Source organism: Streptomyces sp. MH60 (assembly GCF_002939385.1).
GTDB lineage: Bacteria > Actinomycetota > Actinomycetes > Streptomycetales > Streptomycetaceae > Streptomyces.
This window is the reverse complement of record NZ_MULI01000017.1, coordinates 1-25,661: the sequence shown is the minus strand read 5'-3', so window position 1 is coordinate 25,661 and position 25,661 is coordinate 1. Positions and strand designations below refer to the sequence as shown.

Genomic DNA, 25,661 nt, shown 5'->3' with positions numbered 1-25,661 from the left:
TGCCTTCTTTTCTCGCAGGCTAGGACCGGCACGGTGGGGTGGGCATGCTCCATGTGGGCGTTGTCCGCGCGGCCGGTTGTCCGGCATGGACAGGTGTCGGGAACGGCGACATATGGACACGTCGACGCGAGCCCGGCCGCGTAAGCGGTGAACTCCCCTTGGGAGGGCGTTAGATTGGCTCGCTGATGGTGGACGGAGCGGCTGGTCAGGGGGCAAGGGCGATGGACGGCGACGGGACCCGGGACGCGCGGGGCACGCATGCGAATCCGGTGCCGCGTCCGGCGGGTCCTCCCGAGGTGCCCGCGGCGCCCGCGGTGCCGCCACGGCCGACGCGGGCACCGGGGGGCTCGGACGGTTCGGCCTTCCTGACCTGGCTGCGCACCCCGCGCCCCGAGGCACTGCCCGGCGTGTGGCGGTTCGGGCACCGGCCGCGGCCCGAGGAGGAGCCCGAGCGGGTGCCGGGCCGCCAGCTGCTGAGCGGCGCGGTGATCGCCTTCCTGGTCGGCTGGCTGATCTGGTCGCTGCTCTGGAACGGCTACCTGGGCGGCTGGTGGCTGCTGCCCCTCTACGCGATGATCCCGGACTCCTGGGCCGAGCCCCACAGCTTCGCCTCGGTCGTGGTCGTCTACGCCTACTACGTCCTGATCGCCGGCATCATCATGGTCGCCGTCGGCCGGCTCGGCCGCTGGGGTGAGATCTGGCGGCGCTACGGCCCGCCCGCCTGGCGCCGCGCCGCCCCCGGCGCGGGCCCCGCGCCCGCCCCCGAGGAGGACCCCGCCGCCTGGCCCGCGCTCCGCGCCGCCGGTGCTCACGACGCCGCCGAACGGCTCGCCGCCGACGCCCGCTCCGGACTCATGCGGGACGTCGACCACGCCCGCATCACCCGCGCCTGGCAGGGCGTGCAGCGCGGGCGGCACAGCCTCGCCACCTTCACCGGCGCGGTGCTCAGCCACGGCTCCGCCGCCTGCCCCCACCCCTCCGGCGCCCGCGACCTGCCCGCCCGGCAGGCCCGGCACGACCTCGTCACCGGCCAGGTGCGCATCGGCACGGCCGCCGACGACGCCCGCAACCCCTACGCCTACCGCGGCGCCGGTCTCGCCCTCGGGCCCGACCTGCTCGGCACCTCCCTGCTCGCCGTCGGACCCGCGGGCTCCGGCAAGACCGGCAGCCTGGTGCGTCCGCTCACCGAGTCGCTGTGCCTGCACGCGCTCGCCGGGCGCGCCGCGGTCGTCGTGGTCGGCGCGGCGGGCGCGGACCTCGGCCCGGCCGACGCCTACGACGTCGTCGTCCGGATCGGCGACCCGGACTCCGTGTACGACCTGGACCTGTACGGCGGCACCACCGACCCCGACGAGGCCGCCGTCGTCCTCGCGGAGGCCCTGGCCGGCGACCTCACCGAGCAGCACCAGGGCGGCGACACCCGGCGCTCCACCACCGTCCTCGCCCAGTTGCTCGGCCCCTTCCGCGCGGTCCACGGCCGCTTCCCCGGCGTGCCGGAACTGCGGCAGCTGCTGGAGGGCGCGCCCGGACCGCTGGCCGAACTGCGCGAGGGGCTGCGCGTGGCCGGGCAGGACTCCCTGCTGCGCGAGCTGGACGCGCGCGAACGCCAGCTGGAGCGGCCCGGCGACCTGGGCGGCGTCCTGGCCGACCGGGTGGCGCTGCTCGACCGGCCCGCCTTCGCCCCCTTCTTCGACACCTCGGGACAGTCCCGGCCCTTCTCCCTCAAGGCCCTCGACCACCCGGTGCGGGTCCGCATCGACCTGCCGCAGCGCGGTCACGCCGACGCCTCCCGGATGCTGGCCCGGCTGGTGCTCGCCCAGTTCACGGCGAGCGTCTCGACGCGGGAGGACCGGTCGCTGTTCGCCTGCCTGGTGCTGGACGACGCGAGCGGAGTGGTGACGCCGGAGGCGGTACGGGGCGTGCAGCGGCTGCGCTCGGCCGGTGCCGGAGTGGTCCTGACCCTGCGCACCCTGGACGACGTGCCGCGCCCGCTGCGCGGGCCGCTGCTCGGGGCCATCGGGTGCCGGATGGCGCTGTCCGGGCTCACCCCCTGGGACGGGCAGGACTTCGCCGAGGTGTGGGGCAAGGAGTGGACCGAGGCCCGCGACGTCACCGACCGGCAGATCATCGCCGAGACCCCGGCGGGCAAGGCCGTGCACATGCTCCGCCGGGTGATCACCGGCAAGGCGCCCACCGCGCGCGCGGTGACCGTCCGCCAGGTCGAGCGGGAACGCTGGTCGGCCTCCGAGCTGGCGCACGCCGTGCCGGCCGGGCACGCGGTGCTGTCGCTGACCAGCGTCAAGGGGGAGCACGCGCCGCCTCTGCTGGTGGATCTGCGCGGGTGAGCCGTACGGTCCCCGGGCGGGCACCCGGGGACCGTACAGTGAGGCAGAATCGACACAGGTCGTTCATACGCGGCGGCCAAAAGATCACACGGACTCCACACCGGCCCCGCAGCCGGCCTCACACCCCGACGCAGACCCGAAGGCCCAGGCCCCATGCCCCCCACGCTCGCCTCGCTCGTCCACCACTCGGCGCTGAAGCTGACCGTGCGCGCCGGTGAGGACCGCCTCGACGTACCGGTGCGCTGGGCCCACGTCAGCGAACTCGCCGACCCCGTGCCCTACATGGAGGGCGGGGAACTGCTGCTGATCACCGCCCTCAAGCTGGACGCCGAGGACCCCGAGGCGATGCACCGGTACGTGAAACGGCTGGCGGACGCCGGAGTGGTGGGCCTCGGGTTCGCCGTCGGGGTCACCTACGACCACGTCCCCGAGGCCCTGGTGCACGCGGCCCGGCGGGAAGGGCTGCCGCTCCTGGAGGTGCCGCGCCGCACCCCCTTCCTCGCCATCAGCAAGGCCGTCTCCGCCGCGATCGCCGCCGACCAGTACCGCGCGGTCACCGCGGGCTTCGCCGCCCAGCGCGAGCTGACCCGGCGGACCCTGACCGACGGCCCGGAGGGCCTGCTGGCCGCGCTCGCCGCCCAGGTCGACGGCTGGGCGGCGCTGTACGACGCCGCCGGCGCCGTCGTCGCCGCCGCGCCGGAGTGGGCGGGCCGCAGGGCGGCGCGGCTCACCGCGGACGTGCAACGGCTGCGCGAGCGCCCCGCACCGGCCTCGTCGGTGGTCGGCGGAGCCGGGAACACCGAGCACCCCGAGAACGCCGACCGGGTCGAGCTGCACTCCCTGGGCACCTCCCGCAGGCCCCGCTCCGCGCTCGCCGTCGGCACGGCCGCCGCCCTGGGCACCGCCGAGCGGTACGCCGTCCACTCCGCCATCGCCCTGCTGACCCTCACCACGGAACGCTCCCGCTCCCTGCACGAGGCCGTGCTCCGCATCGACGCGGCCGTGCTGCGCATGCTGCTGGCCGGCGAACCCGACCACGCGCGCACGGTCGCCGGGGACCTGTACGGCGGCCTGCTGGACGCGCCGTTCCGGATCATCGTCGCCGAGTCGTCGGCGGCCAGGACCAGGACCTCCACGGCCACCAGTGACACGGGCGGTGACACCGGCGGCGACCCGCCCGGCACCCTCGGCGCGCTCGCCGAGGCAGCGGAATCCGCGGCGGCCCGCTCCGGCGAGGCGGTGCTGGTCGTCCCCGAGGGCGAACGCCTGGTGGTGCTGGCCACCGACGGCGGCGCGGCCGTCGCCGCCTGCGTCGAGCACGCGTCGGCGCTGGAGGCCGCCCGCCCGGTGTCCGAGTCCCGTGCGGGCGGCGACGAGGAGAGCCTGGTCCTCGGCCTCTCCGCCCCGTCCGGACCCATCGCCGCGTCCGCCGCCTACAAGCAGGCCGAGCAGGCCCTGTCGGTGGCCCGCCGGCGTGGCCGCGTCTGCGTGGAGCACGAGCACGTGGCGGCCGGTTCGGTCCTGCCGCTCCTCGCCGACGACGCGGTGCGCGCCTTCGCCGACGGCCTCCTGCGGGCGCTGCGCGACCACGACGCCACCGGCCGGGGCGACCTCGTCGCCTCCGTGCGCGCCTGGCTCTCCCGCCACGGCCAGTGGGACGCGGCCGCCGCCGACCTCGGCGTCCACCGCCACACCCTGCGCTACCGGATGCGCCGGGTGGAGGAGATCCTCGGCCGCTCCCTGGACGACCCGGACGTCCGCATGGAGCTGTGGCTGGCCCTGAAGGCGACGGCACCCGAGTAACGGCCCCCACCTGGCCACCACGTCGAACACCCGCCGCCCACCACTACACCCCGGACAAACACCGTCCACCCCGCCCCGCCCTACCGTGGACCCCGCACCCGTACACACCACCCCCAACGCGGAAGGGCCGGGACTCGACAATGACTTCCACCCACGCCTTCTGGCTCGCCGGCCGCCAGGCCACCGGCGAGTCCGGCTTCGACGTCACCTCCCCCTGGGACGGCACCACCGTCGGCACGGTGAGCCTCCCCACCGACGCCCAGGTCGAAGAGGCCGTGGCCGCCGCGTACGCCGTACGGGACGAGTTCGCCGCCACCCCCGCCCACCTCCGCGCCGCCGCCCTCGACCACGTCAGCCGCCGCCTGGCGGAGCGCACCGAGGAGATCGCCCGCCTGATCTCCGCCGAGAACGGCAAGCCGGTCAAGTGGGCCCGCGGCGAGGTCGGCCGCGCCGTCTCCGTGTTCCGCTTCGCCGCCGAGGAGGCCCGCCGCTTCAACGGCGGCGAGGCCCAGCGCCTGGACACCGACGCCGGCGGCCAGGGCCGCCTCGCCCTCACCCGCCGCTTCCCCAAGGGCGTCGTCCTCGGCATCGCGCCCTTCAACTTCCCCCTCAACCTGTGCGCCCACAAGATCGCCCCCGCGATCGCCGCCGGCGCGCCCATCATCCTCAAGCCGGCCCCCGCCACCCCCCTGTCCGGCCTGATCCTCGGCGAGCTGCTCGCCGAGACCGAGCTGCCCGCCGGCTCCTGGAGCATCCTCCCGGTCCCGAACGACAAGATGCCCGTCCTCGTCCAGGACGAGCGCCTCCCGGTCATCTCCTTCACCGGCTCCGAGACCGTCGGTTACGCGATCATGGACTCGGTGCCCCGCAAGCACTGCACGCTGGAGCTGGGCGGCAACGGCGCGGCCGTCGTCCTCGCCGACTGGGCGAGCGACGAGGACCTGGACCGGGCGGCGGCGCGCATCGCCACCTTCTCCAACTACCAGGGCGGCCAGTCCTGCATCTCCGTGCAGCGCGTGATCGCCGACGCGGCCGTCTACGACCGCCTGCTGCCCCGCATCGTCGCCGCCGTCGAGGCCCAGGTCACCGGCGACCCGAACGACGAGGCGACGGACGTCGGCCCGCTGGTCAGCGAGGCCGCCGCCGAGCGCGTGGCGGCGTGGGTCGAGGAGGCCGTCACGGCCGGCGCGAAGCTCCTCACCGGCGGCAAGCGCGACGGCGCCTCCTACGCCCCGACCGTCCTCGCCGACCTCCCCGCCGACACCACCCTCGCCCACGAGGAGGTCTTCGGCCCCGTCCTCAGCGTCCGGAAGGTGACCGGCGAGGCCGAGGCGTTCGCCGCCGTCAACGACTCCAAGTACGGCCTCCAGGCAGGCGTGTTCACCCACGACCTGCAGGCCGCGTTCCGCGCCCACCGCGCCCTGGAGGTCGGCGGCGTGGTCATCGGCGACGTCCCCTCCTACCGCGCCGACCAGATGCCGTACGGCGGCGCCAAGCAGTCCGGCGTCGGCCGCGAGGGCGTGAAGTTCGCGATGGACGACTACACCTACGAGCGGGTGCTGGTCCTCACCGGACTCGCGCTCTGACGCCCGGCCTCACCCGGCGTCGAGCTGGTGGTCCGCCCAGACGTACGTCTCGGGCAGCAGGTCGGTGACGGGGACCGCACGGACGCGGTCCCCGTCCCCGACGATCACCTTGAGCCCGGGGAAGTAGTCGAGCAGGACCTGACGGCACCGGCCGCACGGCGGGACGACCCCGCGCTCGCGGTCGCCGACGGCGACGATCGTCTCCAGCTCGTACACGCCCTGGGCCGCCGCCGCGCCGACGACGACCAGCTCGGCGCAGGGGCCGCCGGTGAAGTGGTAGGCGTTGACCGCCGTGACGATCCGCCCGTCCCGGGCGCGGGCCGCGGCGGCCATGGTGTGGTTGTCGCCCCGGCAACGGGTGCGGGCCACGTGCGCCGCGGCCTCGACGAGTTCGTGGTCCACGGGCTTCGTCTGTGAGGTCATCGTCTCCGCCTTGTCAGGTGTGGTGCCGGGTGTCGGCCGGTCTCACTGTGCGGCAGCCCGCCGTCCGACCCGACAGCAGGTCCCGCAGCGTCGCGTACGCGTGGTCCCAGGACCATGCCGTACGCAGCCAGTCGCGGCCCGCGCCGCCCATGGCGCGGGCGAGCCGGGGATCGCGCAGGAGCCTGATCAGCCGGTCCGCCGTCGCCGCGACCGAGCGGCCGTCGACGACATGCCCCGTCTCACCCTCGCGCACCGCGTCCGGCGCGCCGCCCGAGTCGCCCGCGACGACCGGCAGTCCGGACGCGGCGGCCTCCAGGTACACGACGCCGAGGCCCTCCACCTCCAGACCGCCCCTGCGGGTACGGCAGGGCATCGCGAAGACGTCGGCGGCGGCGTAGAAGGCCGGGAGCGCGTGGTGGGGATGGCCGCCGGCGAAGTGGACCGAGTCCATGACGCCCTCGCGCAGGGCCAGTTGCCGCAGCCCGGCCGCGTGAGGGCCATCGCCGACCAGGAGCAGCACGGCGTCCGGCACCGCCCTGCGCACCCAGGGCAGCGCCCTGATCAGGGTGTCCTGGCCCTTGCGCGGGACCAGCCGGGCCGCGCACAGGATCACGGGGCGGTGGCCCAGGCCGTACCTCGTCCTGATCCGGGTGCCGTCGGCAGCGGGGTGGAAGGCCCCGGTGTCCACGCCGGGGACCAGCCGGGCCGTCCGGGTGCCGGGGGCGAGGGCCGCCTCGATCGGGCCCCGGGTGCGCTCGCCCAGCCAGGTCAGCGTGTCCACCTGGGAGCCGATGCGGCGCAACAGGCCGCGGGCCCCGGGCGCGAGGGGCGCCGCCGCGCCGAACCACACCCGGTCGCAGCCGTACCGGCGATCCACCGCCGCGGCGTGCGCGGTCGCCCGGAGAGTCGGCAGGAGGGTGCGGACCGGGTGGCGGACCACCGGGTACGGGAAGGACTCGCCGGGCCTGGTCGCGGCCGTGGGCGCGGCCACCGTGTAGACCCACATCAACCGGCTGTTCGCCAAGCTGGAGCTGCGCGACCGGGCCCAGGCGGTGATCGTCGCCTACGAACTGGGCCTGGTCCGCGCGTCCGGCGAGTCGGGGGAGGCCCGGCACCGGTAGGCACCGGCGCCGGGCCCCGCCCTCCTGCCTCCTCCGGACCCTCAGCCGGAGAAGCCGACGTGCGCGAGCCGCAGTGCGCCGCGCAGCGTGACGCGGAGGTCGTGGACGCCCTCCGCGGTGAAGGCGCTCGCCAGGTCCACGTAGTCGTACGGCCCCGCGGTCGGCGCGTCCGGCGACAGGACCGCCACCGCCGGGCCGCCGTCCAGGGCGACCTCGACCGAGCCCGCGCCCGCCACGGACACGGTCACCCCGGTCACGCCGGCGCCGAAGTCGCAGGCGCGGTAGAGCAGTTGCCCCGTCCGTCCGGTGACCGCCGTCACCGCGTCGCCCACCGTCTTCGTACGGTCGACGATCTCCGTGCCGCTCTGCTCGTCGAAGTCGGCCGCGTCCAGACCGCGTGCTCCGACCGGACGCGGTGCGCCAGGCTCGCCGCCGAGGGTGACGGTCGTCGACAGGCGCACGTCCTCGCTGGAGGCACCCACCAGCAGGGCGTACGGCCCCGGCTCCAGCCGCCACCGGCCGTGCGCGACGTCCCAGAACGCGAACGCGGACAGCGGGACCTCGAAGGAGACCCGGTCCGACGCCCCCGGGGCGAGGGTGAGCCGGCGGTGGGCCAGCAGTTCGCGGCGCGGACGCGGGACCGAGGGGTCCTGGGCGCGGACGTAGAGCTGGGCCACCTCGTCGGCGGTCGTCTCCCCGGTGTTGGTGACCGTGAAGGACACGGACACCGGCCCGGCCCCGTCCCGCACCCGTGCCGTCAGGTCCCCGTACCCGAAGGACGCGTAGGACAGGCCGTGGCCGAACGGGAACAGCGGCGTCCCCTCGAAGTACAGGTAGGTCTGGCGGCCGCCGATCACGTCGTAGTCGAGCAGGCCGGGCAGGTCGGCGTCGTCGGCGTACCAGGTCTGCGGGAGCCGGCCCGCCGGGGACACGTCACCGGCCAGGACCCGGGCGAGCGCCGTACCGGCCGCCTGGCCGCCGTGCGCGGTCCACAGCACCGCCGGGAGCGCCGCCACGTCGACCGCGTACGGGTAGGCGGACACCAGCGCCAGCACGGTCGCCGGATTGGCGGCGCGGGCCGCGCGCAGCAGCCGCTCCTGGTGGGCGGGCAGCCGCAGCGTCGTACGGTCCTCGGTCTCGCGGCCGTTGATGTGCGGGTCGTTGCCCGCGACCACGACGACCACGTCCGCCCCCGCCGCCGCCCGTGTCACCGCGTCCTCGCCGCGCTCGGCGACGACCAGTTCGAAGACGCCGGCGTCCGCGTCGTCCTCGGCAACCTTCACACCGTCGGCGGCGACCTGGACGGGACGACCCGTTCCCGTGTGCCGCAGGAGGTGACCGCTCGCATGGGGTTCCAGCCGGAAGGTCTCCTGCACGACCCAGCCGCCGGGCTGGTCGGCGGAGGCGCGCACGAAGCCGTCCCCGGCGACGGACAGGTACCGGCCGTCGGGCGCGCGCAGGGTGAGCACGTCCTCTCCCCAGTCGACGACCGCCAGTTCGGTGCCGACGGCGTCGGTGGTCAGGGGCGGCAGGTCGGTGCGGCCGGCGAGCAGCGCCGGGTCGAGGGCACCCTCCGTGCCGAGCGCCTCGGCGGGGGAGTCGTCCGACGGGAGGACGTGCAGGAAGGTGCCGTCGGCGGTGCGCAGCCGGACGCGGTCCACGCCCTCCGCGAAGCTCACGCGGTCGGCGCCGAACCGCTCGTACAGGCCCTCCAGCGGGGTCGAGCGGTGGATGAGCGTGCCGCTGTACCAGTCGAGCTTGCACTCGTCGGCGAGCAGTCCGACGACGGCGACGCGGGTGTCGGGGGCCAGCGGCAGGACGCCGTCGTTCTTGAGCAGGACCACCGCCTGCTCGGCCGCCTCCCGCGCGAGCGCCCGGTGCTCCGGGGTGTCGAAGTCGTCGACACCCGCGTACGGGTCGTGCTCCGGGTCGAACTCGCCGAGCCGGAAGCGGACCGACAGCTGACGGCGTACGGCCGCGTCCACGTCCGCCTCGGTCAACAGGCCCTGCTCCAGGGCGCCCCGGAGGCGCGCGAGGATCCGCGAGGAGTCCGTGCCGTGGTCGGTGAAGCTGTCCACCCCGGCCCGCAGCGCGGCGGCGGTCGCCTCCTCGTGGGTGTCGAAGTAGTGCTCCGAGTCGACCAGGTTGGAGGGCGCGCCCGCGTCCGAGCAGACCAGCAGCTCGTCCTCCGTCCAGGTGCGCAGGTGCCGGGCCAGGTAGGGGGAGAGGTGGTTGGGGCGGCCGTTGACCAGGTTGTAGGCCGGCATCACCCCGGCCACCGCGCCCGCCTCGACCGTCTCGCGGAAGGCCCGCAGGTCGTACTCGTTGAGGACGCGCGGGCGGACGGAGGACGAGGAGGTGTCTCGGTCGGTCTCGTTGTTGTGGGCGAGCCAGTGCTTGAGGACGGGCGCGGTGCGCCAGTACGTCGGGTGGTCGCCGCGCAGCCCCCGGGTGTAGGCGGTGGCGATGGCCGAGGTGAGCCTCGGGTCCTCGGAGTAGCCCTCCTCGTTGCGGCCCCACAGCGGGTGGCGCAGCAGATTCACGGTGGGAGACCAGACGTTGAGGCCCACGCGTTCGTCGCGGGCGCGCATCGCCCGGGCCTCCTTGGAGACCGCCTCGCCGACCCGCCGCACCAACTCCTCGTTCCAGGTGGCGCCGAGCCCCACGGCCTGTGGGAACACGGTCGCCGGGCCCATCCAGGCCACGCCGTGCAGTGCCTCCTGGCCGGTGCGGAAGGCGGCGATGCCGAGCCGTTCGACCGCGGGCGCGAACTGGTGCAGGAAGGCGGTCTTCTCATCGAGGGTGAGCCGCGACATCAGGTCGTCGACGCGCTTCGCGAACGGCAGCTGCGGATCACGGAACGGCGGCGTGGGTGCGGTCACGTGGAGGTCCCCTTGCGATGGTGCGGGCAGGACGTCGAAGCGCTTCGATGCTCTGTGCAGCCCCGGGTGGGTGTCAAGACACTGCGTCGGATCGCGGCTGCGCCCGTGCCGCATTGCAACGTGGCAAGGAACAGTTCGGCCAACGCCGGTGCCGGTGGCGCCGGACAGGAATCTTGGGGACGACCCTTGTGCCCCCCGAGGGGTTAACTTAACCTCGCTGCAACATCGAAGCGCTTCGACAGGCGCTGGTTTCAGTTCCCTCAACACACCGCAGCCGACGGCCCGTCGGGTCTCCTGTGGTGCGCCACGAAGGCACGAAGGGTTGACGCACATGACGCCGAACGCCGCCTCCGGTCCCAGCCGGAGAAGTTTCCTCGCCTCCACCGCGGTCGCCACCGCGGCGGTGGCGGGAGGGGTGCCGCTGCTCTCCGCCTGCGGCGGATCCGACGGAGGCTCGCGCGACGGCACCACGTCGGGCAAGGACGCCGAGAAGCTGCTGCCGGCGTACGTGGCGGGCAGCGTCGTCACGCCCGACATCCCCAGCAAGAACGGCTCCGCGGTCGGCTTCACGAGCAAGCTCGACCTCGCGGAGCTGAAGACCTCGGTGCCCAAGAAGCTCGGCAAGGGCGGCGAGGTCACGATCATGTCGCCGTTCTGGGGGTCCCCGCCCAAGGCGGACAACGCCTACTACCGGGCGATGAACGACCTCATCGGCGTCGACGTCGCCTGGCAGAACCAGGACGGCAACACCTACGACCAGAAGCTCGGCGCGGTCCTCGCCTCCAGCGAGGTGCCGGACGTGGTGGTCGTGCCCGGCTGGAACATGACCGGCAAGATACCCAGCGCCATCATCGGCAAGTTCGCCGACCTCGGCCCCTACCTGTCCGGCGACGCGGTCAAGGAGTACCCGAACCTCGCCGCGATCCCCACCGACGCCTGGCGGCGGTCCATCTTCGGCGGCAAGCTGCTCGGCCTGCCGATGCCGTCCTCGTACGTGTCCGGCATCGTGCCGCTGTACCGGCAGGACATCTTCGAGAAGGAGGGCTACGAAGTCCCCCGGTCCTGCGACGAGTTCATGGCGCTGGCCAAGGACGCCACCAACGCCAGGGCCAAGCGCTGGGCCTGTCTGGACATGAAGTGGACCGCCTTCAACGCCTTCGGTGTGCTCTCCGGCAACGAGAAGTCGCTCGGCTGGAACCAGGTCGACGGCAAGCTGGTCTACCGCGCCGAGACCGACGAGTACCTCGAAGCGCTGGAGTGGACGCGCAAGCTGTTCGCCGCCGGGGTGGTGCACCCCGACGCCAAGCTCGGCAAGTCCAACGCCGCCGACCCCGGACCCAAGTTCGCCGCCGGTGAGTTCCTCGTCTACAACCAGGACATCTCCCAGTGGTGGAGCCGCACCGCGGAACAGGCCACCCAGAACCCCGAGTTCAAGATCTGGGGGATGGACTTCTTCGGGCACGACGGCGGCGCACCCACGCTGTGGGCGCAGAACCCGGCCAGCATCTTCGCCTTCGTCAACAAGAAGGCGTCCAAGTCCGTGATCCGCGACGTGCTGGCCGTCGCCAACGTCACCGCGGCGCCGTACGGGACCAAGGAGTACATGGCCACCAACTACGGCGTCGAGGGCACCCACTACACCGTCAAGGACGGCGTGCCCACCAAGACCGACCAGGGCAACATCGACGTGATGAACGCCTACGTGATGGTGGCGAGCCCCGCGGCGACCATCGCCCACCCCGACTTCCCCGAGGTCGCCAAGGGGCAGGTCGAGTGGCAGCAACGGACGGGCGCCGTCACCAGGAAGCCCACGTTCTACGGCATGCAGATCGTCGAGCCCGCCCGCTACACCAACCTCTCCAACGACTTCGAACAGTTGGAGGACGACATCGTCCGCGGCCGCAAGAAGATCGGCGACATGCAGCAGGCCGTCTCCGACTGGAAGAGCAAGGGCGGGGACAAGCTGCGCGACTGGTACCACAAGCTCCTCGACGAGAACGGGCCGGCGGCCGGCTGACCAGGTACCGAGGCAAGGAGAACCACCGTGTCCCACAGCACGGTGCCTCGGACCAGGACCGAGGCCGAAGCGACGAAGAAGACCCCGGTGGCGTCCGGCGATGCCGCCGGCCCCCGCGGGAAGAAGCGGCACCCCGGGAAGCTGAGCCTGCGGCTGCGGTTCCGGCGCGACCGCGTACTGCTGCTGATGACCCTGCCGGCCGTGCTGCTGGTGCTGCTCTTCAACTACGTGCCGATCCTCGGAAACGTCGTCGCCTTCCAGGAGTACGACCCGTACATCTCCGACAACGGCATCGTCTCCATGCTGCACAGCCCCTGGGTGGGCCTGGAGAACTTCCAGCGGATCTTCGAGGACTCCGCCTTCTGGAACTCGGTGCGCAATACGCTCGTGCTCTTCGTGCTCCAGCTCCTGCTGTACTTCCCGATCCCCATCGGGCTCGCGCTGCTCATCAACAGCGTGGTGCGGCCCCGGGTGCGGGCGATCTCGCAGGCCATCCTCTACCTGCCGCACTTCTTCTCGTGGGTGCTGGTCATCGCCGTCTTCCAGCAGCTGCTCGGCGGCGCCGGGCTGCTGTCCCAGCTGCTGCGCGACCACGGGTACGACGGGCTCAGCGTCATGACCGACCCGGACACCTTCAAGTTCCTGGTCACCGCGCAGAGCGTGTGGAAGGACGCCGGCTGGGGGATCATCGTCTTCCTCGCCGCCCTCGCCTCGGTCAGCCCCGACCTGTACGAGGCCGCCGCGATGGACGGCGCGAACCGCTGGCGCCGCATGTGGCACGTCACGCTGCCCGCGCTGCGTCCGGTGATCGCCCTGCTGCTGGTGCTGCGCGTCGGCGACGCCCTGACGGTGGGCTTCGAACAGATCCTGCTGCAACGCGACGCCGTCGGCCCCGGCGCCGCGGAGGTCCTCGACACCTTCGTGTGGTGGAACGGCGTGCGCAACCAGGACTTCGGCTACGCGGCCGCCGCGGGGCTCGTCAAGGGCGTCATCAGCCTCGGCCTGGTGCTGGTGGCCAACAAGGTGGCTCACCTCATGGGCGAGCAGGGGGTGTACAAGAAGTGACCGCCGTACCCGAAGCCACGGCCGTACGGGAGACGACCGCCGTGAGCGACGCGCCCGCGCGCCGGCCCCGCCCGTGGGCGGCCCCGCCCCGCCCCGCATGGGAGGAGCGGCCCGGCCGGGCCGGACTCGCCGGCAAGGGGCTCGTGCTGCTCCTGGCCTGCCTGGCCATCCTCTTCCCGCTGTGGATCGTCGTCGTCACCAGCCTGTCCAGCCGCAGGTCCATCGACGAGGCCGGCGGCCTGGTGATGATCCCCAAGGACCTCACCTTCGTCGCCTACCAGGAACTGCTCAGCGGCGGCCAGGTCACCCGCGCCGCCCTCGTCAGCATCGGCATCACGCTCGTCGGCACCCTGTTCTCCATGGCGGTGTCCGTGCTGTGCGCCTACGGGCTCTCCCGCACCGGCTCCCTCGGCCACCGCTGGATCCTCATGGTGCTGCTCGCCACGATGTTCTTCAGCGCCGGTCTCATCCCCACCTACCTGCTGGTGCAGTCCCTCGGCCTGACCGACAGCTACCTCGCGCTGATCCTGCCGAGCGCGATCAGCGTCTTCAACATCCTGGTGCTGCGCGGCTTCTTCATGGGCATCTCCCAGGAGCTGATCGACAGCGCCCGCATCGACGGCGCCGGGGACCTGCGCATCCTGTGGCAGATCGTGCTGCCGCTGTCCCGCGCGGTCGTCGCGGTGATCACCCTGTTCTACGCCGTCGGCTACTGGAGCGCCTGGTTCAACGCCTCCCTCTACCTGAACGACCAGGACATGCTGCCCCTCCAGAACGTCATGATCCAGCTGGTGCAGAAGCAGGAGGCACCGGTCGGCCTCGGCCAGGCCATCAAGACCGGTGAACTCTCCGGCCTCGCCGTGCAGATGGCCGTGATGGTCATGGCCCTGCTGCCGGTCGCCGTGCTGTCGCCCTTCGTCCAGCGCCACTTCAAGAAGGGCATGCTCACCGGGGCGGTGAAGGGCTGATGCCGAACCTGTCCGACGTCACCGGCCGGCGCATCCTCTACGGCGGCGACTACAACCCCGAGCAGTGGCCCGAGGAGACCTGGCCCGAGGACGTCCGCCTGATGAAGGCCGCCGGCGTCAACTCCGTCACCCTCGGCGTCTTCTCCTGGTCCAGGCTCGAACCACGCCCCGGCGTCCACGACTTCGCCTGGCTGGACCGGCTCATGGACCTGATGCACCAGGCCGGCATCGGCGTCGTCCTCGCCACCCCCACCGCCTCGCCCCCGCCCTGGCTGGGCCACCTCCACCCCGACACCCTGCCCCGCGACGCGGAGGGCCGCACCGAGTGGTGGGGCGGCCGACAGCACTTCTCGCACTCCAGCACCACCTACCGCCGCCACGCCGCCGCCGTCACCGAGGCCCTCGCCGCGCGGTACGCGAGCCACCCGGCCCTGACCCTGTGGCACATCAACAACGAGTACTGCACCTACGACTACGGCGACGAGGCCGCCACCCGCTTCCGCCGCTGGCTCCAGGACCGCTACGGCACCCTCGACGCCCTCAACACCGCCTGGGGCACCGCCTTCTGGAGCCAGGGCTACGGCGACTGGGCCGAGGTCGCCCCACCCCGCCACGCCCACTACCTGAGGAACCCCACCCAGGTCCTGGACTTCAGGCGCTTCACCTCCGACATGCTCCTGGAGTGCTACACCGCCGAGCGCGACATCGTCCGCCGCCACACCCCGCACCTCCCGGTCACCACCAACTTCATGCCGCTGTGGTCCGGCCAGGACGCCTGGCGCTGGGCCGAGGAGGAGGACGTCGTCTCCGTCGACCTCTACCCCGACCCGCGCGACCCGTTCGGCGCCCAGGAGGGCGCCCTGGTCCAGGACATGACCCGCTCGCAGGCGCGCGGCCCGTGGATGCTCATGGAACAGGCGGCCGGACCCGTCAACTGGCGCGGGGTGAACCACCCCAAGCCGCGCGGCCTCAACCGCCTCTGGTCGCTCCAGGCGGTGGCCCGCGGCGCCGACGCCGTCTGCTACTTCCAGTGGCGCCAGTCACGCCAGGGCGCCGAGAAGTTCCACTCCGGGATGGTGTCCCACGCGGGGGAGGAGGGCCGTACCCACCAGGAGGTCGTCCAGCTCGGCGCCGACCTCGCGCGGCTCGGCCCGTACGCGGCCGGTGGCACGATCGGCGCCGACATCGCCGTCCTGCACGACTGGCACTCCTGGTGGGCCGCCGACCAGGAGGCCCGCCCCTCCGCCCACGTCGGCCACGCGGACGTCCTGCGCACCTGGCACCGCGCGCTGTGGCGGGCCCACCTGGCCACCGACTTCGCCCACCCGGAGGGCGACCTCGCCCCGTACCGGGTCGTCGTCGTGCCCCAGCTCTACGCCCTCACCGACGCGGCGATCGACAACCTCCTCGCCCACGTCCGCGGCGGCGGCACCCTCGTCTGCGGCTTCCTCACCGGCGTCGCCGACCTGGACGACCGGGTCAGGACCGGCGGCATGGACGCCCGGCTGCGCGAACTGTTCGGCATCCGCACCCTGCACGAGTGGTGGCCCCTGGACGCCGGCGAGAGCGCCGACTGCGACGGTTTCCGCGGCACCCTCTGGTCGGAGGAGATCGAACCCGACGGCACCGCGTCCGAGACGGTCCCGTACCGGGGCGGCGAGCTGGACGGACTCCCGGCCGTCCTGCGCAAGGGCCGCGCCTGGTACCTCTCCACCCTCCCCGAGCCGGACGCGCTGCGCGACCTGCTGGCCCGTGCCGCGGCCGACGCGGGCGTCCGCCCGGTGCTCGACGCCCTCCCGGCCGACGTCGAGGCGGTACGCCGGGGCGACCTGCTGTTCCTCCTCCACCACGGCCGCGACCCGGTCACCGTCGACGTCCCCGGCACCCACCGCGACCTGCTGACCGACGCCGTCGTCACCGACCGCGTCACCCTCGGCCGCTACGGCGTGGCCGTGCTGGGCGACCCGGAGCCGACGTCATGAGCGGCCCGCCCGTGCACGGCACCTGGGAGCCGGAGCCCGCCGCCCGCTGGGAGGACGCCTTCCTGAGCGGCAACGGCCACCACGGCGCCCTCGTGTTCGGCGATCCGAACGCCGACCGGGTGATCGTCACCCACCACACCCTGGTCCGCCCGGACGGCGACGACGCACACCGCCGCCCGCCCGCACTCGCCGCCGGACTCCCCGCCCTCCAGGACCGCCTGCTCGCCGGGGACGCCACCGCCGCCGAGGACTTCACCGACGGCCGCCCGCTGCGCCGGGTACGCCCCTTCCACCCGGCCTTCCAACTGCGCCTGGACCGGCCACAGGACACCGGCGCCCTCGACACCCACGCCCCCTACCGCCGCGCCGTCGACTTCACCACCGGCGTGACCACGGTCACCCACGGCGCCTGGACCAGCCGTGTCTTCGTCTCCCGCGCCGACGACGTGATCGTCCAGCGCGTCACCGCCCCGCGTCTCACCCTCGACCTGTCCCTCGACCCCCGTCTCCCCGGTGCCCCCGCCCAGCTGGGCATCGGCCACGGCACCGTCCTCACCCCCGAGGGGGCCCTGCTCACCCTGCGCGCCCGCTACCCCGGCAGCGACCTCGCGTACACCGGTGTCACCCTCGTCGCCGTCACCGGCGGCACCACGAGGCTCGTACCGCCGGGCGTCCTCGTCGAGGACGCCACCGAGGTGCTGCTGCTGACCCGGGTGCACCGCCACACCGGCGAGCTGGACACGGTCGCCGAGACGCGCGCCCTGCGCGCCCTGCTGGACGGAGCCCCGCCCGCGGCCTCGTACGACGACCTGCTCGCCCGGCACCTGACCCACCACCGCACCGCCTACGACCGGGTCACCCTCGACCTCGCCGCCGACCCCGCCGAACGCGCCCTGCCGGGCTCGGTCCTGCTCGCCCGGCCCGGCGGCGGCCCCGCCCTCCTGGAACGGCTCTTCGCCGCCGGCCGCTACCACCTGCTGTCGGCGAGCGGTCTGCTCCCGCCCCGCCTCACCGGCCTGTGGACCGGCGACTGGAACACCGCCTGGTCCGGCGCCTTCACCACCAACGCCAACCTCAACCTCCAGACCGCCTCCGCCGCGGCCGCCGCCCTCCCCGAGGTCACCGAGGCCCACGCCGCCCTGGTCCACCGGCAACTGCCCGACTGGCGGGACAACGCCCGCGAGATCTTCGGCACCCGGGGCGTGGTCGCGCCCTCGCACACCGACGGCGAGTGCGGCCACACGTACCACTTCAGCCGCGAGTACCCGCTGCACCTGTGGACCGCGGGCGCCGACTGGCTGCTCAAGCCCCTCGTCGACCACGACGAGACGCACGGCACCGAAGACCCCCGCACCACCGCCGCCCTGGCCGAAGTCGCCCTCTTCTACGAGGACTTCCTCCACCGCACCGACGAGCACGGCCACCTGGCCGTCGTCCCCTCCTACTCGCCCGAGAACCGTCCCGCGAACGCGAGCTGGGGCACCCTGAACGCGGCGATGGACCTCTCCGCCGCCCGGCACGCCCTGCTCACCGCCGCCGACCGCCACCCCGGGCACGCCGACCGCTGGCGCGCCCTCGCCGGCCGCCTCCCCGCGCACCGGGTCAACGCCGACGGCGCGCTCGCCGAGTGGGCGTGGCCCGGCCTGGCGGACACCTACGACCACCGCCACCTCAGCCACCTCTACGGCGTCTGGCCGCTGGAGGAGATCAACCCGTACGACACCCCCGACCTCGCCGAGGCCGCGCACCGCGCCCTCGAACTGCGCGGCGCCGAGAACGACTCCGCCCACGGCCACCTCCACCACGCCCTGGTCGCGGCCAGGCTCCGCGACGGCGACCGGGTCGCCCACGCGCTCGGCCGGGTACTGGACGGCGACTACTTCCACGCCTCCCTGATGAGCGCGCACTACCCCCACCGCGACGTCTACAACGCGGACGCCGCGCACGCCCTGCCCGCCGTGCTCGTCGAGATGCTCGTGCAGTCCACCCCCGGCCGGCTGGTCCTGCTGCCCGCCCTGCCCGCCTCCTGCCCGCAGGGTGAACTCAGGGGCACACGCACCCGGTTCGGGGCCACCGTCGACCTCACCTGGACGCCCGACGGCGGCGCGACGGCCGTCCTGCGCCCGGACCGCTCCCGCCGCATCGAACTCAGGACTCCCTCCGGCGCCGAACCGCTCGACCTCGTCGCCGGGGAGGACCGCGTCATCAGCGTCAAGGCGCGGTAACACCAGCGCACGTCCCCCCACCCATGGAAGGAAACGCCATGGCACCACGCACGCGCCCCACCCGCACCCGCGTCCGCACCCGCACCCTGACCGCCCTCCTCGCCCCGGCCCTCGCGCTCGGCGCCACCGTCGGCCTCGCCTCCGCCCCCGCCCAGGCCGCCGTCTGGAACTCCTGCGACCAGTGGGGCAACACCACCCTGGACGGCTACACCCTCTACAACAACATCTGGGGCTCCGGCGCCGGAAGCCAGTGCGTCTGGGCCAACTCCGGCACCAACTGGGGCGTCTGGGCGGACCACCCCGACACCGGCGGCATCAAGTCCTACCCGAACGCCAAGAAGGTGATCAACAAGCCGATCACCTCCCTCGGCTCGCTCACCAGCAGCTACAACGTCACGGTCCCGACGTCCGGCGCGTACAACACCTCGTACGACATCTGGGACACGGACTACGACTACGAGATCATGCTCTGGGTCAACTACAACGGCGCCGTCGGCCCCCTCGGCACCGCGCAGGGGACCGTCAGCCTCGGCGGCCACACCTGGAACGTCTACAAGGGGGACAACGGCGCCAACGAGGTCTTCTCGTTCCTGCGCACCTCGGACTCGAACTCCGGCACGGTGAACATCCTCCCGATCCTGAAGTGGATCAAGGACACCAAGGGCTGGATGGGCAACGAGACCATCGGTGACGTGCAGTTCGGCTACGAGATCACCTCGTCCGCCGGCGGCCTGGACTTCCGCACCAACAACCTGACGGTCAGCGGCGGCTGACCACGGCACCCGCGCACCACCGCGCAGGGCCGGTCCCGGGACCGGCCCTGCGGGGCCCGGAGAGCGGCGGGGCGGAGGAGTGCTACGGCCGGACGGGCGCCGGTCCCGAGCTGGCCCGGACCGTCAGCTCCGGCGCGAGCAGCACAACCTCGTCGCTGCCGCGGCCGTCGAGCTTGGCGACCAGCTGTTCCACGGCCCGCCGCCCCATCTCCTGCGCGGGCACCGCGACCGAGGTGAGCCGTACCGAGGCCTGGGTGGCGACCTCCTCGGGGCAGACCGCGACCACCGACACGTCCTCCGGCACCGCCCGGCCCTGCTGGCGCAGCAGGGCGAGCAGCGGCTCGACCGCCGCCTCGTTCTGGACGACGAATCCCGTGGTGTCCGGGCGTTCGTCGAAGACCCGGGCGAGCGTCGCGGCCATCGCGTCGTACCCGCCGTCGCAGGGCCGGTGCAGCAGCCGCAGTCCCAGCTCCCGTGCGCGGGTGCGCAGACCGTCGAGGGTGCGCTCGGCGAAGCCGGTGTGCCGCTCGTAGACGGCGGCGGCCTCGCCGATGACCGCGATGTCGCGGTGGCCCAGCTGTGCCAGGTGCTCCACGCAGAGCGCGCCGGTCGCCCGGAAGTCCAAGTCGACGCAGGTGAGGCCCTCGGTGTCGGCGGGGAGCCCGATCAGCACGGACGGCTGGTCGGTGCCGCGCAGCAGCGGGAGCCGCTCGTCGTCGAGTTCGACGTCCATGAGGATCATCGCGTCGGCGAGTCCGCTGCCGGTGACGCGGCGCACCGCGTCGGGGCCCTCCTCGCCGGTGAGCAGCAGGATGTCGTACCCGTGGGTGCGCGCGCCGGCCGCGACCGCGATGGCGATCTCCATCATCACCGGCACGTACATGTCGGTGCGCAGCGGGATCATGAGGGCGATGATGTTCGACCGGCTGCTGGCCAGGGCGCGGGCGCCCGCGTTCGGGTGGTAGCCGAGCTTCCGGATGCTCTCCTCGACCCGCTGCCGGGTGGTGGTGGAGATGGACCGCTTGCCGCTGAGGACATAGCTCACCGTGCTCGCCGAGACTCCGGCGTGCTGGGCGACCTCGGCGAGGGTGACCATCCAGCTCTCCAAGCTTTGTGAAGCGCTTCGACAGCGCGCGGGACCAACAGGGGCGGGCGAGGGTGGTTCGACAGTAGCCGCAGCGGGGATGGGTGTCCATAGTCAGTCGAAGCGCTTCGACTGCCCTTTCCTCTGCGTTCTCCTTGTCGAGTCTCCCCCCGCAGTATCGGCCGAACGGCCGCACGAAGGGTGGCTGGGTCGCCCGGGATCGGGTACATACGATCGAGTAGCACCGACTAGTAACGTACGTCCGCAAGTTCGTGCAGGGCGATTCGTGGCGAGGTGAGCCTCATGTCCGCACCACCCACCCCCTCCTCCCGTCCCACCGTCACCGAACGTGAGGCCCGACAGGTCGCGGAGGCGGCCCGGGAACAGGACTGGCGCAAGCCCAGCTTCGCCAAGGAGCTGTTCCTCGGCCGCTTCCGTCTCGACCTCCTCCACCCCCACCCCCTCCCGGCCGACGAGGACGTCCAGCGGGGCGAGGAGTTCCTCGCCAAGCTGCGCGACTTCTGCGAGACGAAGATCAACGGGGCGGTGATCGAGCGCGACGCGCGGATCCCCGACGACGTGATCACCGGGCTGAAGGAGCTGGGCGCCTTCGGCATGAAGATCGACACCAAGTACGGCGGCCTCGGCCTGACCCAGGTCTACTACAACAAGGCCCTCGCCCTGGTCGGGTCCGCGAACCCGGCGATCGGCGCGCTGCTCTCCGCCCACCAGTCGATCGGCGTGCCGCAGCCGCTGAAGATGTTCGGCACCCGGGAGCAGAAGGACACGTTCCTGCCGCGCTGCGCCCGCACCGACATCTCGGCGTTCCTGCTGACCGAGCCGGACGTCGGCTCCGACCCCGCCCGTCTGGCCACCACCGCGGTCCGGGACGGCGACGACTACGTCCTCGACGGCGTGAAGCTGTGGACCACCAACGGAGTCGTCGCCGACCTCCTCGTGGTCATGGCCCGCGTCCCCAAGCCGGAGAAGGGCGAGGGGGGCAAGGACGGCAAGGGAGGCATCACCGCCTTCGTGGTCGAGGCCGCCTCCGAGGGCATCACCGTCGAGAACCGCAACGCCTTCATGGGCCTGCGCGGCCTGGAGAACGGCGTCACCCGCTTCCACCGCGTCCGCGTCCCGGCCGCCAACCGCATCGGCCCCGAGGGCGCCGGGCTCAAGATCGCCCTCACCACCCTCAACACCGGCCGCCTCTCGCTGCCCGCCATGTGCGTCGGCGCCGGCAAGTGGTGCCTGAAGATCGCCCGCGAGTGGTCGGTGGTGCGCGAGCAGTGGGGCAAGCCGGTCGCGCTGCACGAGGCGGTCGGCTCCAAGATCTCCTTCATCGCGGCGACGACCTTCGCGCTGGAGGCCGTCCTGGACCTCTCCTCCCAGATGGCCGACGAGGACCGCAACGACATCCGCATCGAGGCCGCCCTCGCCAAGCTCTACGGCTCCGAGATGGCCTGCCTGATGGCCGACGAACTGGTCCAGATCCGCGGCGGCCGGGGCTTCGAGACCGCGGCCTCCCTGGAAGCCCGCGGCGAGCGCGCGGTCCCCGCCGAGCAACTCCTGCGGGACCTGCGCATCAACCGCATCTTCGAGGGCTCCACCGAGATCATGCACCTGCTGATCGCACGCGAGGCCGTCGACGCCCACCTCTCGGTCGCGGGGGACCTGATCGACCCCGACAAGACCCTGTCCGACAAGGCGAGGGCGGGCGCGCAGGCCGGCGTCTTCTACGCCAAGTGGCTGCCGAAGCTCGTCGCCGGACCCGGCCAACTCCCGCGCTCGTACGCCGACTTCCACCCCTCCGGTCACCCCGACCTGTCCGGTCACCTGCGCTACGTCGAACGCACCGCCCGCAAGCTCGCCCGCTCCACCTTCTACGCCATGTCCCGCTGGCAGGGCCGGATGGAGACCAAGCAGGGCTTCCTGGGCCGGATCGTCGACATCGGCGCGGAGCTGTTCGCGATGAGCGCCGCCTGCGTACGCGCCGAGCACCTGCGCGCCAAGGGCGACCACGGCCGCGAGGCCTACCAGCTCGCCGACGCCTTCTGCCGTCAGTCCCGCCTCCGGGTCGAAGAACTCTTCGGCCGCCTGTGGAGCAACACCGACGACCTGGACCGCAAGGTCGTCAAGGGCGTGCTGGGCGGCGCGTACGAATGGCTGGAGCAGGGCGTCGTCGACCCCTCGGGCGACGGCCCGTGGATCGCGGACGCCACACCGGGCCCGTCCCAGCGGGAGAACGTCCGCCGCGCCATCGGCTGACCCGGGGCCCGGCCCCGGGCGATCCCTCGCGCGGGTGCGCGACACCCGTGCGAGGGACGCGCTGTCCTCCCGGAGGGCCGTTGCGGCCACAATGGGGGGATGAGCGACAGTCCAGCCCCACTCGCCGACCCCCACCTCGTCTACGACCCGGTGGCGGGCGACGGCCCGAAGGACGTGGTGATCCTCGGGTCCACCGGGTCGATCGGGACCCAGGCCATCGACCTCGTGCTGCGCAACCCGGACCGCTTCCGGGTCACCGCCCTGTCCGCCAACGGCGGCCGGGTCGCCCTCCTAGCCGAGCAGGCGTACCGGCTGAAGGCGCGGACCGTCGCCGTCGCCCGCGAGGACGTCGTACCGGCGCTGCGGGAGGCGCTCACCGCCCAGTACGGCGCGGGGGAGCCGCTCCCGGAGATCCTCGCCGGGCCGGAGGCGGCCACCCTGCTCGCCGCCTCCGACTGCCACACGGTGCTCAACGGCATCACCGGCTCCATCGGACTCGCGCCCACCCTCGCCGCCCTGGAGGCGGGCCGCACCCTCGCGCTGGCCAACAAGGAGTCGCTCATCGTCGGCGGCCCGCTGGTCAAGGCGCTGGCCAAGCCGGGCCAGATCATCCCGGTCGACTCGGAGCACGCCGCCCTCTTCCAGGCGCTGGCCGCCGGCACCCGCGCCGACGTGCGCAAACTGGTCGTCACCGCGTCCGGCGGCCCGTTCCGCGGCCGGACGAAGAACCAGCTGGCCGCCGTCACCGTCGAGGACGCCCTCGCGCATCCCACCTGGGCCATGGGCCCGGTGATCACGATCAACTCCGCCACCCTGGTCAACAAGGGCCTGGAGGTGATCGAGGCCCACCTGCTCTACGACATTCCCTTCGACCGCATTGAGGTGGTCGTGCACCCGCAGTCGTATGTCCACTCGATGGTTGAGTACACGGACGGATCGACCCTGGCCCACGCCACGCCCCCCGACATGGGCGGGCCCATCGCCGTCGGCCTCGGCTGGCCCGAACGCGTTCCCGACGCCGCCCCCGCCTTCGACTGGAGCAAGGCCTCGACCTGGGAGTTCTTCCCGCTCGACAACGAGGCCTTCCCCTCGGTGAACCTGGCCCGGCACGTGGGACAGCTCGCGGGCACGGCCCCGGCGGTGTTCAATGCCGCCAATGAGGAGTGCGTCGAGGCGTTCCGCTCCGGCGCGCTGCCGTTTCTCGGGATCATGGAGACCGTCACGCGGGTGGTCGAGGAGCACGGCACCCCCGGTACGGGAACCTCGCTCACCGTCGCGGACGTCCTCGAAGCGGAGACCTGGGCACGCGCCCGGGCCCGGCAACTGGCGGCACAGACGGCGGAGGCCCGTGCATGACGACCCTGATGTTCATCCTCGGCATAGTCCTCTTCGCCGTCGGTCTGCTCTTCTCCATCGCCTGGCACGAGCTGGGCCACCTGTCCACGGCCAAGATGTTCGGCATCCGGGTGCCGCAGTACATGGTGGGCTTCGGACCGACGCTCTTCTCGAAGAAGAAGGGCGACACCGAGTACGGGGTCAAGGCCATCCCCTTCGGCGGCTACATCCGCATGATCGGCATGTTCCCGCCCGGCCCCGACGGCCGCCTGGAGGCACGCTCCACCTCGCCCTGGCGCGGGATGATAGAGGACGCCCGCTCGGCCGCCTTCGAGGAACTGCAGCCCGGTGACGACAAGCGCCTCTTCTACACGCGCAAGCCGTGGAAGCGCGTCATCGTGATGTTCGCCGGCCCGTTCATGAACCTCATCCTCGCCGTGGTGCTCTTCCTCACCGTGCTGATGGGCTTCGGCATCTCGCAGCAGACCACCACCGTCAGCTCCGTCTCGCAGTGCGTCATCTCGCAGAGCGAGAACCGCGACGACTGCACCAAGGCCGACCCGGCCTCCCCGGCCGCCGCGGCGGGCCTCAGGGCCGGGGACAAGATCGTCGCCTTCGACGGCGTACGGACCGACGACTGGGACAGGCTGTCCAACCTGATCCGCGCCAACCCGGGCGAGGACGTGCCGGTCGTCGTCGAGCGCAAGGGCGAGGAGGTCACCCTCCACGCGACCATCGCCACCAACAAGGTCGCCAAGAAGGACTCCAACGGACAGATCGTCCAGGGCGAGTACGTGACCGCCGGCTTCCTCGGCTTCAGCGCCGCCACCGGCGTGGTGAAACAGGACTTCGGCCAGTCCGTGACCTGGATGGGCGACCGGATCGGCGACGCCGTCGACTCGCTCGCCGCGCTGCCCGCCAAGATCCCCGCCCTGTGGGACGCGGCCTTCGGCGACGGACCCCGGGAGGCCGACTCCCCGATGGGCGTCGTCGGCGCCGCCCGCGTCGGAGGCGAGATCGCCACCCTGGACATCCCGCCCACCCAGCAGCTCGCCATGTTCGTCATGCTGGTGGCCGGCTTCAACCTCTCTCTGTTCCTCTTCAACATGCTCCCGCTGCTGCCGCTCGACGGCGGCCACATCGCGGGCGCACTGTGGGAGTCGCTGCGCCGGAGCACCGCCAAGGTGCTGCGCAGGCCCGACCCCGGGCCCTTCGACGTGGCGAAGCTGATGCCGGTGGCCTACGTGGTGGCGGGCGTCTTCGTCTGCTTCACGCTGCTCGTGCTGGTGGCGGACGTCGTCAACCCGGTGCGCATCACCTGACGACCGGACCGTCCGCGCGGGACCCGGCGTGATCACCCGATCCACGGACCGTCCGACCGATCCGATGAGAAGCCCGATCCGGAGAGCATGTCCCTCCGGACCGGGCTTCACTCCATACGCCCGGCAGATGGACGCCAAAAGGTGCAGCCCCGTACGCCGCGTGCCCGGCGTTCACGTCGGTGCCGTAATCTCGATTGCCGGAGCCCGCCGCTGAACGGGACCGGACCTTGATCCACGACTTGGGGTTGCACAGCAGATGACTGCGATTTCTCTCGGCATGCCGGACGTTCCGACCAGGCTCGCGGAGCGCCGCAAGAGCCGGCAGATCCAGGTCGGGCCCGTGGCGGTGGGCGGCGACGCCCCCGTGTCGGTGCAGTCCATGACCACCACCCGTACGTCCGACATCGGGGCGACGCTCCAGCAGATCGCCGAGCTGACGGCGTCGGGCTGCCAGATCGTCCG

General features: G+C 72.8%; 17 protein-coding genes and 1 pseudogene. 14 read left to right on the top strand and 4 right to left on the bottom strand.

Going from position 1 to position 25,661, the window contains the following annotated elements; all coding sequences use genetic code 11:
* Positions 1-221 precede the first annotated feature (221 nt).
* The 3 genes from BZZ08_RS13855 (at position 222) to BZZ08_RS13845 (ending at position 5,734) form a co-directional block, all read left to right on the top strand.
* Positions 222-2,345, top strand: coding sequence for an ATP-binding protein (locus tag BZZ08_RS13855; protein WP_104632503.1), 2,124 nt, complete (start codon positions 222-224; stop codon positions 2,343-2,345).
* A 153-nt stretch (positions 2,346-2,498) separates the two neighbouring features.
* A complete protein-coding gene (locus BZZ08_RS13850; protein ID WP_104632502.1) occupies positions 2,499-4,148 on the top strand; it encodes a PucR family transcriptional regulator in 1,650 nt (549 codons plus the stop codon).
* Positions 4,149-4,288: 140 nt separating this feature from the next.
* Positions 4,289-5,734, top strand: a complete 1,446-nt coding sequence (locus BZZ08_RS13845) for an aldehyde dehydrogenase family protein (RefSeq protein WP_104632501.1) — start codon at positions 4,289-4,291, stop codon at positions 5,732-5,734.
* A 9-nt stretch (positions 5,735-5,743) separates the two neighbouring features.
* Here BZZ08_RS13845 and BZZ08_RS13840 read toward each other — a convergent pair whose 3' ends face one another.
* Positions 5,744-6,157, bottom strand: a complete 414-nt coding sequence (locus BZZ08_RS13840; protein WP_104632500.1) for a cytidine deaminase — start codon at positions 6,155-6,157, stop codon at positions 5,744-5,746.
* A 13-nt stretch (positions 6,158-6,170) separates the two neighbouring features.
* A complete protein-coding gene (locus BZZ08_RS13835) occupies positions 6,171-7,163 on the bottom strand; it encodes a glycosyltransferase family 4 protein (RefSeq protein WP_446750256.1) in 993 nt (330 codons plus the stop codon).
* On the opposite strand from BZZ08_RS13835, the pseudogene BZZ08_RS39525 reads away from it, so the two are divergent.
* Positions 7,156-7,278 (top strand): annotated as a pseudogene (locus BZZ08_RS39525) (DNA-binding response regulator); the annotation flags it as partial. The gene BZZ08_RS13835 and the pseudogene BZZ08_RS39525 overlap by 8 nt on opposite strands.
* A 41-nt stretch (positions 7,279-7,319) precedes the next feature.
* Here BZZ08_RS39525 and BZZ08_RS13825 read toward each other — a convergent pair.
* The gene (locus BZZ08_RS13825; protein ID WP_104632499.1) at positions 7,320-10,160 is read right to left on the bottom strand and encodes a glycoside hydrolase family 3 C-terminal domain-containing protein; all 2,841 of its coding nucleotides are present in this window, start codon (positions 10,158-10,160) and stop codon (positions 7,320-7,322) included.
* A gap of 331 nt (positions 10,161-10,491) precedes the next feature.
* On the opposite strand from BZZ08_RS13825, the gene BZZ08_RS13820 reads away from it, so the two are divergent.
* Genes BZZ08_RS13820 through BZZ08_RS13795 form a run of 6 tightly spaced genes read left to right on the top strand, consistent with a single transcriptional unit; the run spans position 10,492 to position 19,190 of the window.
* On the top strand, positions 10,492-12,177 hold the full coding sequence (locus tag BZZ08_RS13820) for an extracellular solute-binding protein (protein ID WP_104632498.1): 1,686 nt from the start codon (positions 10,492-10,494) through the stop codon (positions 12,175-12,177).
* 27 nt (positions 12,178-12,204) lie between these two features.
* Positions 12,205-13,242 carry an ABC transporter permease gene (locus BZZ08_RS13815; RefSeq protein ID WP_104632497.1) on the top strand — a complete coding sequence of 346 codons (1,038 nt, stop codon included), beginning with the start codon at positions 12,205-12,207 and terminating at the stop codon, positions 13,240-13,242.
* A 41-nt stretch (positions 13,243-13,283) separates the two neighbouring features.
* Complete coding sequence (locus BZZ08_RS13810; RefSeq protein ID WP_198601466.1) at positions 13,284-14,210, top strand: carbohydrate ABC transporter permease; 927 nt, start codon at positions 13,284-13,286, stop codon at positions 14,208-14,210.
* Positions 14,210-16,192, top strand: coding sequence for a beta-galactosidase (locus BZZ08_RS13805; RefSeq protein WP_104632495.1), 1,983 nt, complete (start codon positions 14,210-14,212; stop codon positions 16,190-16,192). The genes BZZ08_RS13810 and BZZ08_RS13805 overlap by 1 nt, the downstream gene beginning before the upstream one ends.
* Positions 16,189-18,417, top strand: coding sequence for a glycosyl hydrolase family 95 catalytic domain-containing protein (locus BZZ08_RS13800; RefSeq protein WP_104632494.1), 2,229 nt, complete (start codon positions 16,189-16,191; stop codon positions 18,415-18,417). Before BZZ08_RS13805 ends, BZZ08_RS13800 begins: the two co-directional genes overlap by 4 nt.
* Before the next feature lie 38 nt (positions 18,418-18,455).
* A complete protein-coding gene (locus BZZ08_RS13795) occupies positions 18,456-19,190 on the top strand; it encodes a glycoside hydrolase family 12 protein (protein ID WP_104632493.1) in 735 nt (244 codons plus the stop codon).
* 82 nt (positions 19,191-19,272) lie between these two features.
* Here BZZ08_RS13795 and BZZ08_RS13790 read toward each other — a convergent pair whose 3' ends face one another.
* Entirely contained in the window at positions 19,273-20,286 is a 1,014-nt protein-coding gene (locus tag BZZ08_RS13790) for a LacI family DNA-binding transcriptional regulator (protein WP_104632492.1), read from the bottom strand.
* A 291-nt stretch (positions 20,287-20,577) separates the two neighbouring features.
* Between BZZ08_RS13790 and BZZ08_RS13785 the strand changes: the two genes are divergently transcribed.
* From BZZ08_RS13785 to BZZ08_RS13770, 4 genes are all read left to right on the top strand, one after another.
* Positions 20,578-22,542: an acyl-CoA dehydrogenase family protein gene (locus BZZ08_RS13785; RefSeq protein ID WP_104632491.1), complete on the top strand. Its 1,965-nt coding sequence runs from the start codon at positions 20,578-20,580 to the stop codon at positions 22,540-22,542.
* A gap of 99 nt (positions 22,543-22,641) precedes the next feature.
* Positions 22,642-23,898, top strand: a complete 1,257-nt coding sequence (gene dxr, locus BZZ08_RS13780) for a 1-deoxy-D-xylulose-5-phosphate reductoisomerase (protein WP_104632490.1) — start codon at positions 22,642-22,644, stop codon at positions 23,896-23,898.
* An 8-nt stretch (positions 23,899-23,906) separates the two neighbouring features.
* Positions 23,907-25,199 (top strand): M50 family metallopeptidase, encoded by a 1,293-nt coding sequence (locus BZZ08_RS13775; protein WP_104632569.1) that lies wholly within the window; start codon positions 23,907-23,909, stop codon positions 25,197-25,199.
* 256 nt (positions 25,200-25,455) lie between these two features.
* Positions 25,456-25,661, top strand: a 206-nt coding sequence (locus BZZ08_RS13770; protein ID WP_198601458.1) for a flavodoxin-dependent (E)-4-hydroxy-3-methylbut-2-enyl-diphosphate synthase, incomplete at its 3' end; no start/stop codon positions are given.

Excerpts from the sequence above, each read along its gene's own strand:
- BZZ08_RS13850 (WP_104632502.1), top strand. The coding sequence starts at position 2,499 with ATGCCCCCCACGCTCGCCTCGCTCGTCCACCACTCGGCGCTGAAGCTG.
- BZZ08_RS13835 (WP_446750256.1), bottom strand. The coding sequence starts at position 7,163 with ATGTGGGTCTACACGGTGGCCGCGCCCACGGCCGCGACCAGGCCCGGC.
- dxr (WP_104632490.1), top strand. The coding sequence starts at position 22,642 with ATGAGCGACAGTCCAGCCCCACTCGCCGACCCCCACCTCGTCTACGAC.
- BZZ08_RS13790 (WP_104632492.1), bottom strand. The coding sequence starts at position 20,286 with ATGGTCACCCTCGCCGAGGTCGCCCAGCACGCCGGAGTCTCGGCGAGC.
- BZZ08_RS13775 (WP_104632569.1), top strand. The coding sequence starts at position 23,907 with ATGTTCATCCTCGGCATAGTCCTCTTCGCCGTCGGTCTGCTCTTCTCC.
- BZZ08_RS13800 (WP_104632494.1), top strand. The coding sequence starts at position 16,189 with ATGAGCGGCCCGCCCGTGCACGGCACCTGGGAGCCGGAGCCCGCCGCC.
- BZZ08_RS13845 (WP_104632501.1), top strand. The coding sequence starts at position 4,289 with ATGACTTCCACCCACGCCTTCTGGCTCGCCGGCCGCCAGGCCACCGGC.
- BZZ08_RS13805 (WP_104632495.1), top strand. The coding sequence starts at position 14,210 with ATGCCGAACCTGTCCGACGTCACCGGCCGGCGCATCCTCTACGGCGGC.
- BZZ08_RS13840 (WP_104632500.1), bottom strand. The coding sequence starts at position 6,157 with ATGACCTCACAGACGAAGCCCGTGGACCACGAACTCGTCGAGGCCGCG.
- BZZ08_RS13855 (WP_104632503.1), top strand. The coding sequence starts at position 222 with ATGGACGGCGACGGGACCCGGGACGCGCGGGGCACGCATGCGAATCCG.
- BZZ08_RS13785 (WP_104632491.1), top strand. The coding sequence starts at position 20,578 with ATGTCCGCACCACCCACCCCCTCCTCCCGTCCCACCGTCACCGAACGT.
- BZZ08_RS13795 (WP_104632493.1), top strand. The coding sequence starts at position 18,456 with ATGGCACCACGCACGCGCCCCACCCGCACCCGCGTCCGCACCCGCACC.
- BZZ08_RS13820 (WP_104632498.1), top strand. The coding sequence starts at position 10,492 with ATGACGCCGAACGCCGCCTCCGGTCCCAGCCGGAGAAGTTTCCTCGCC.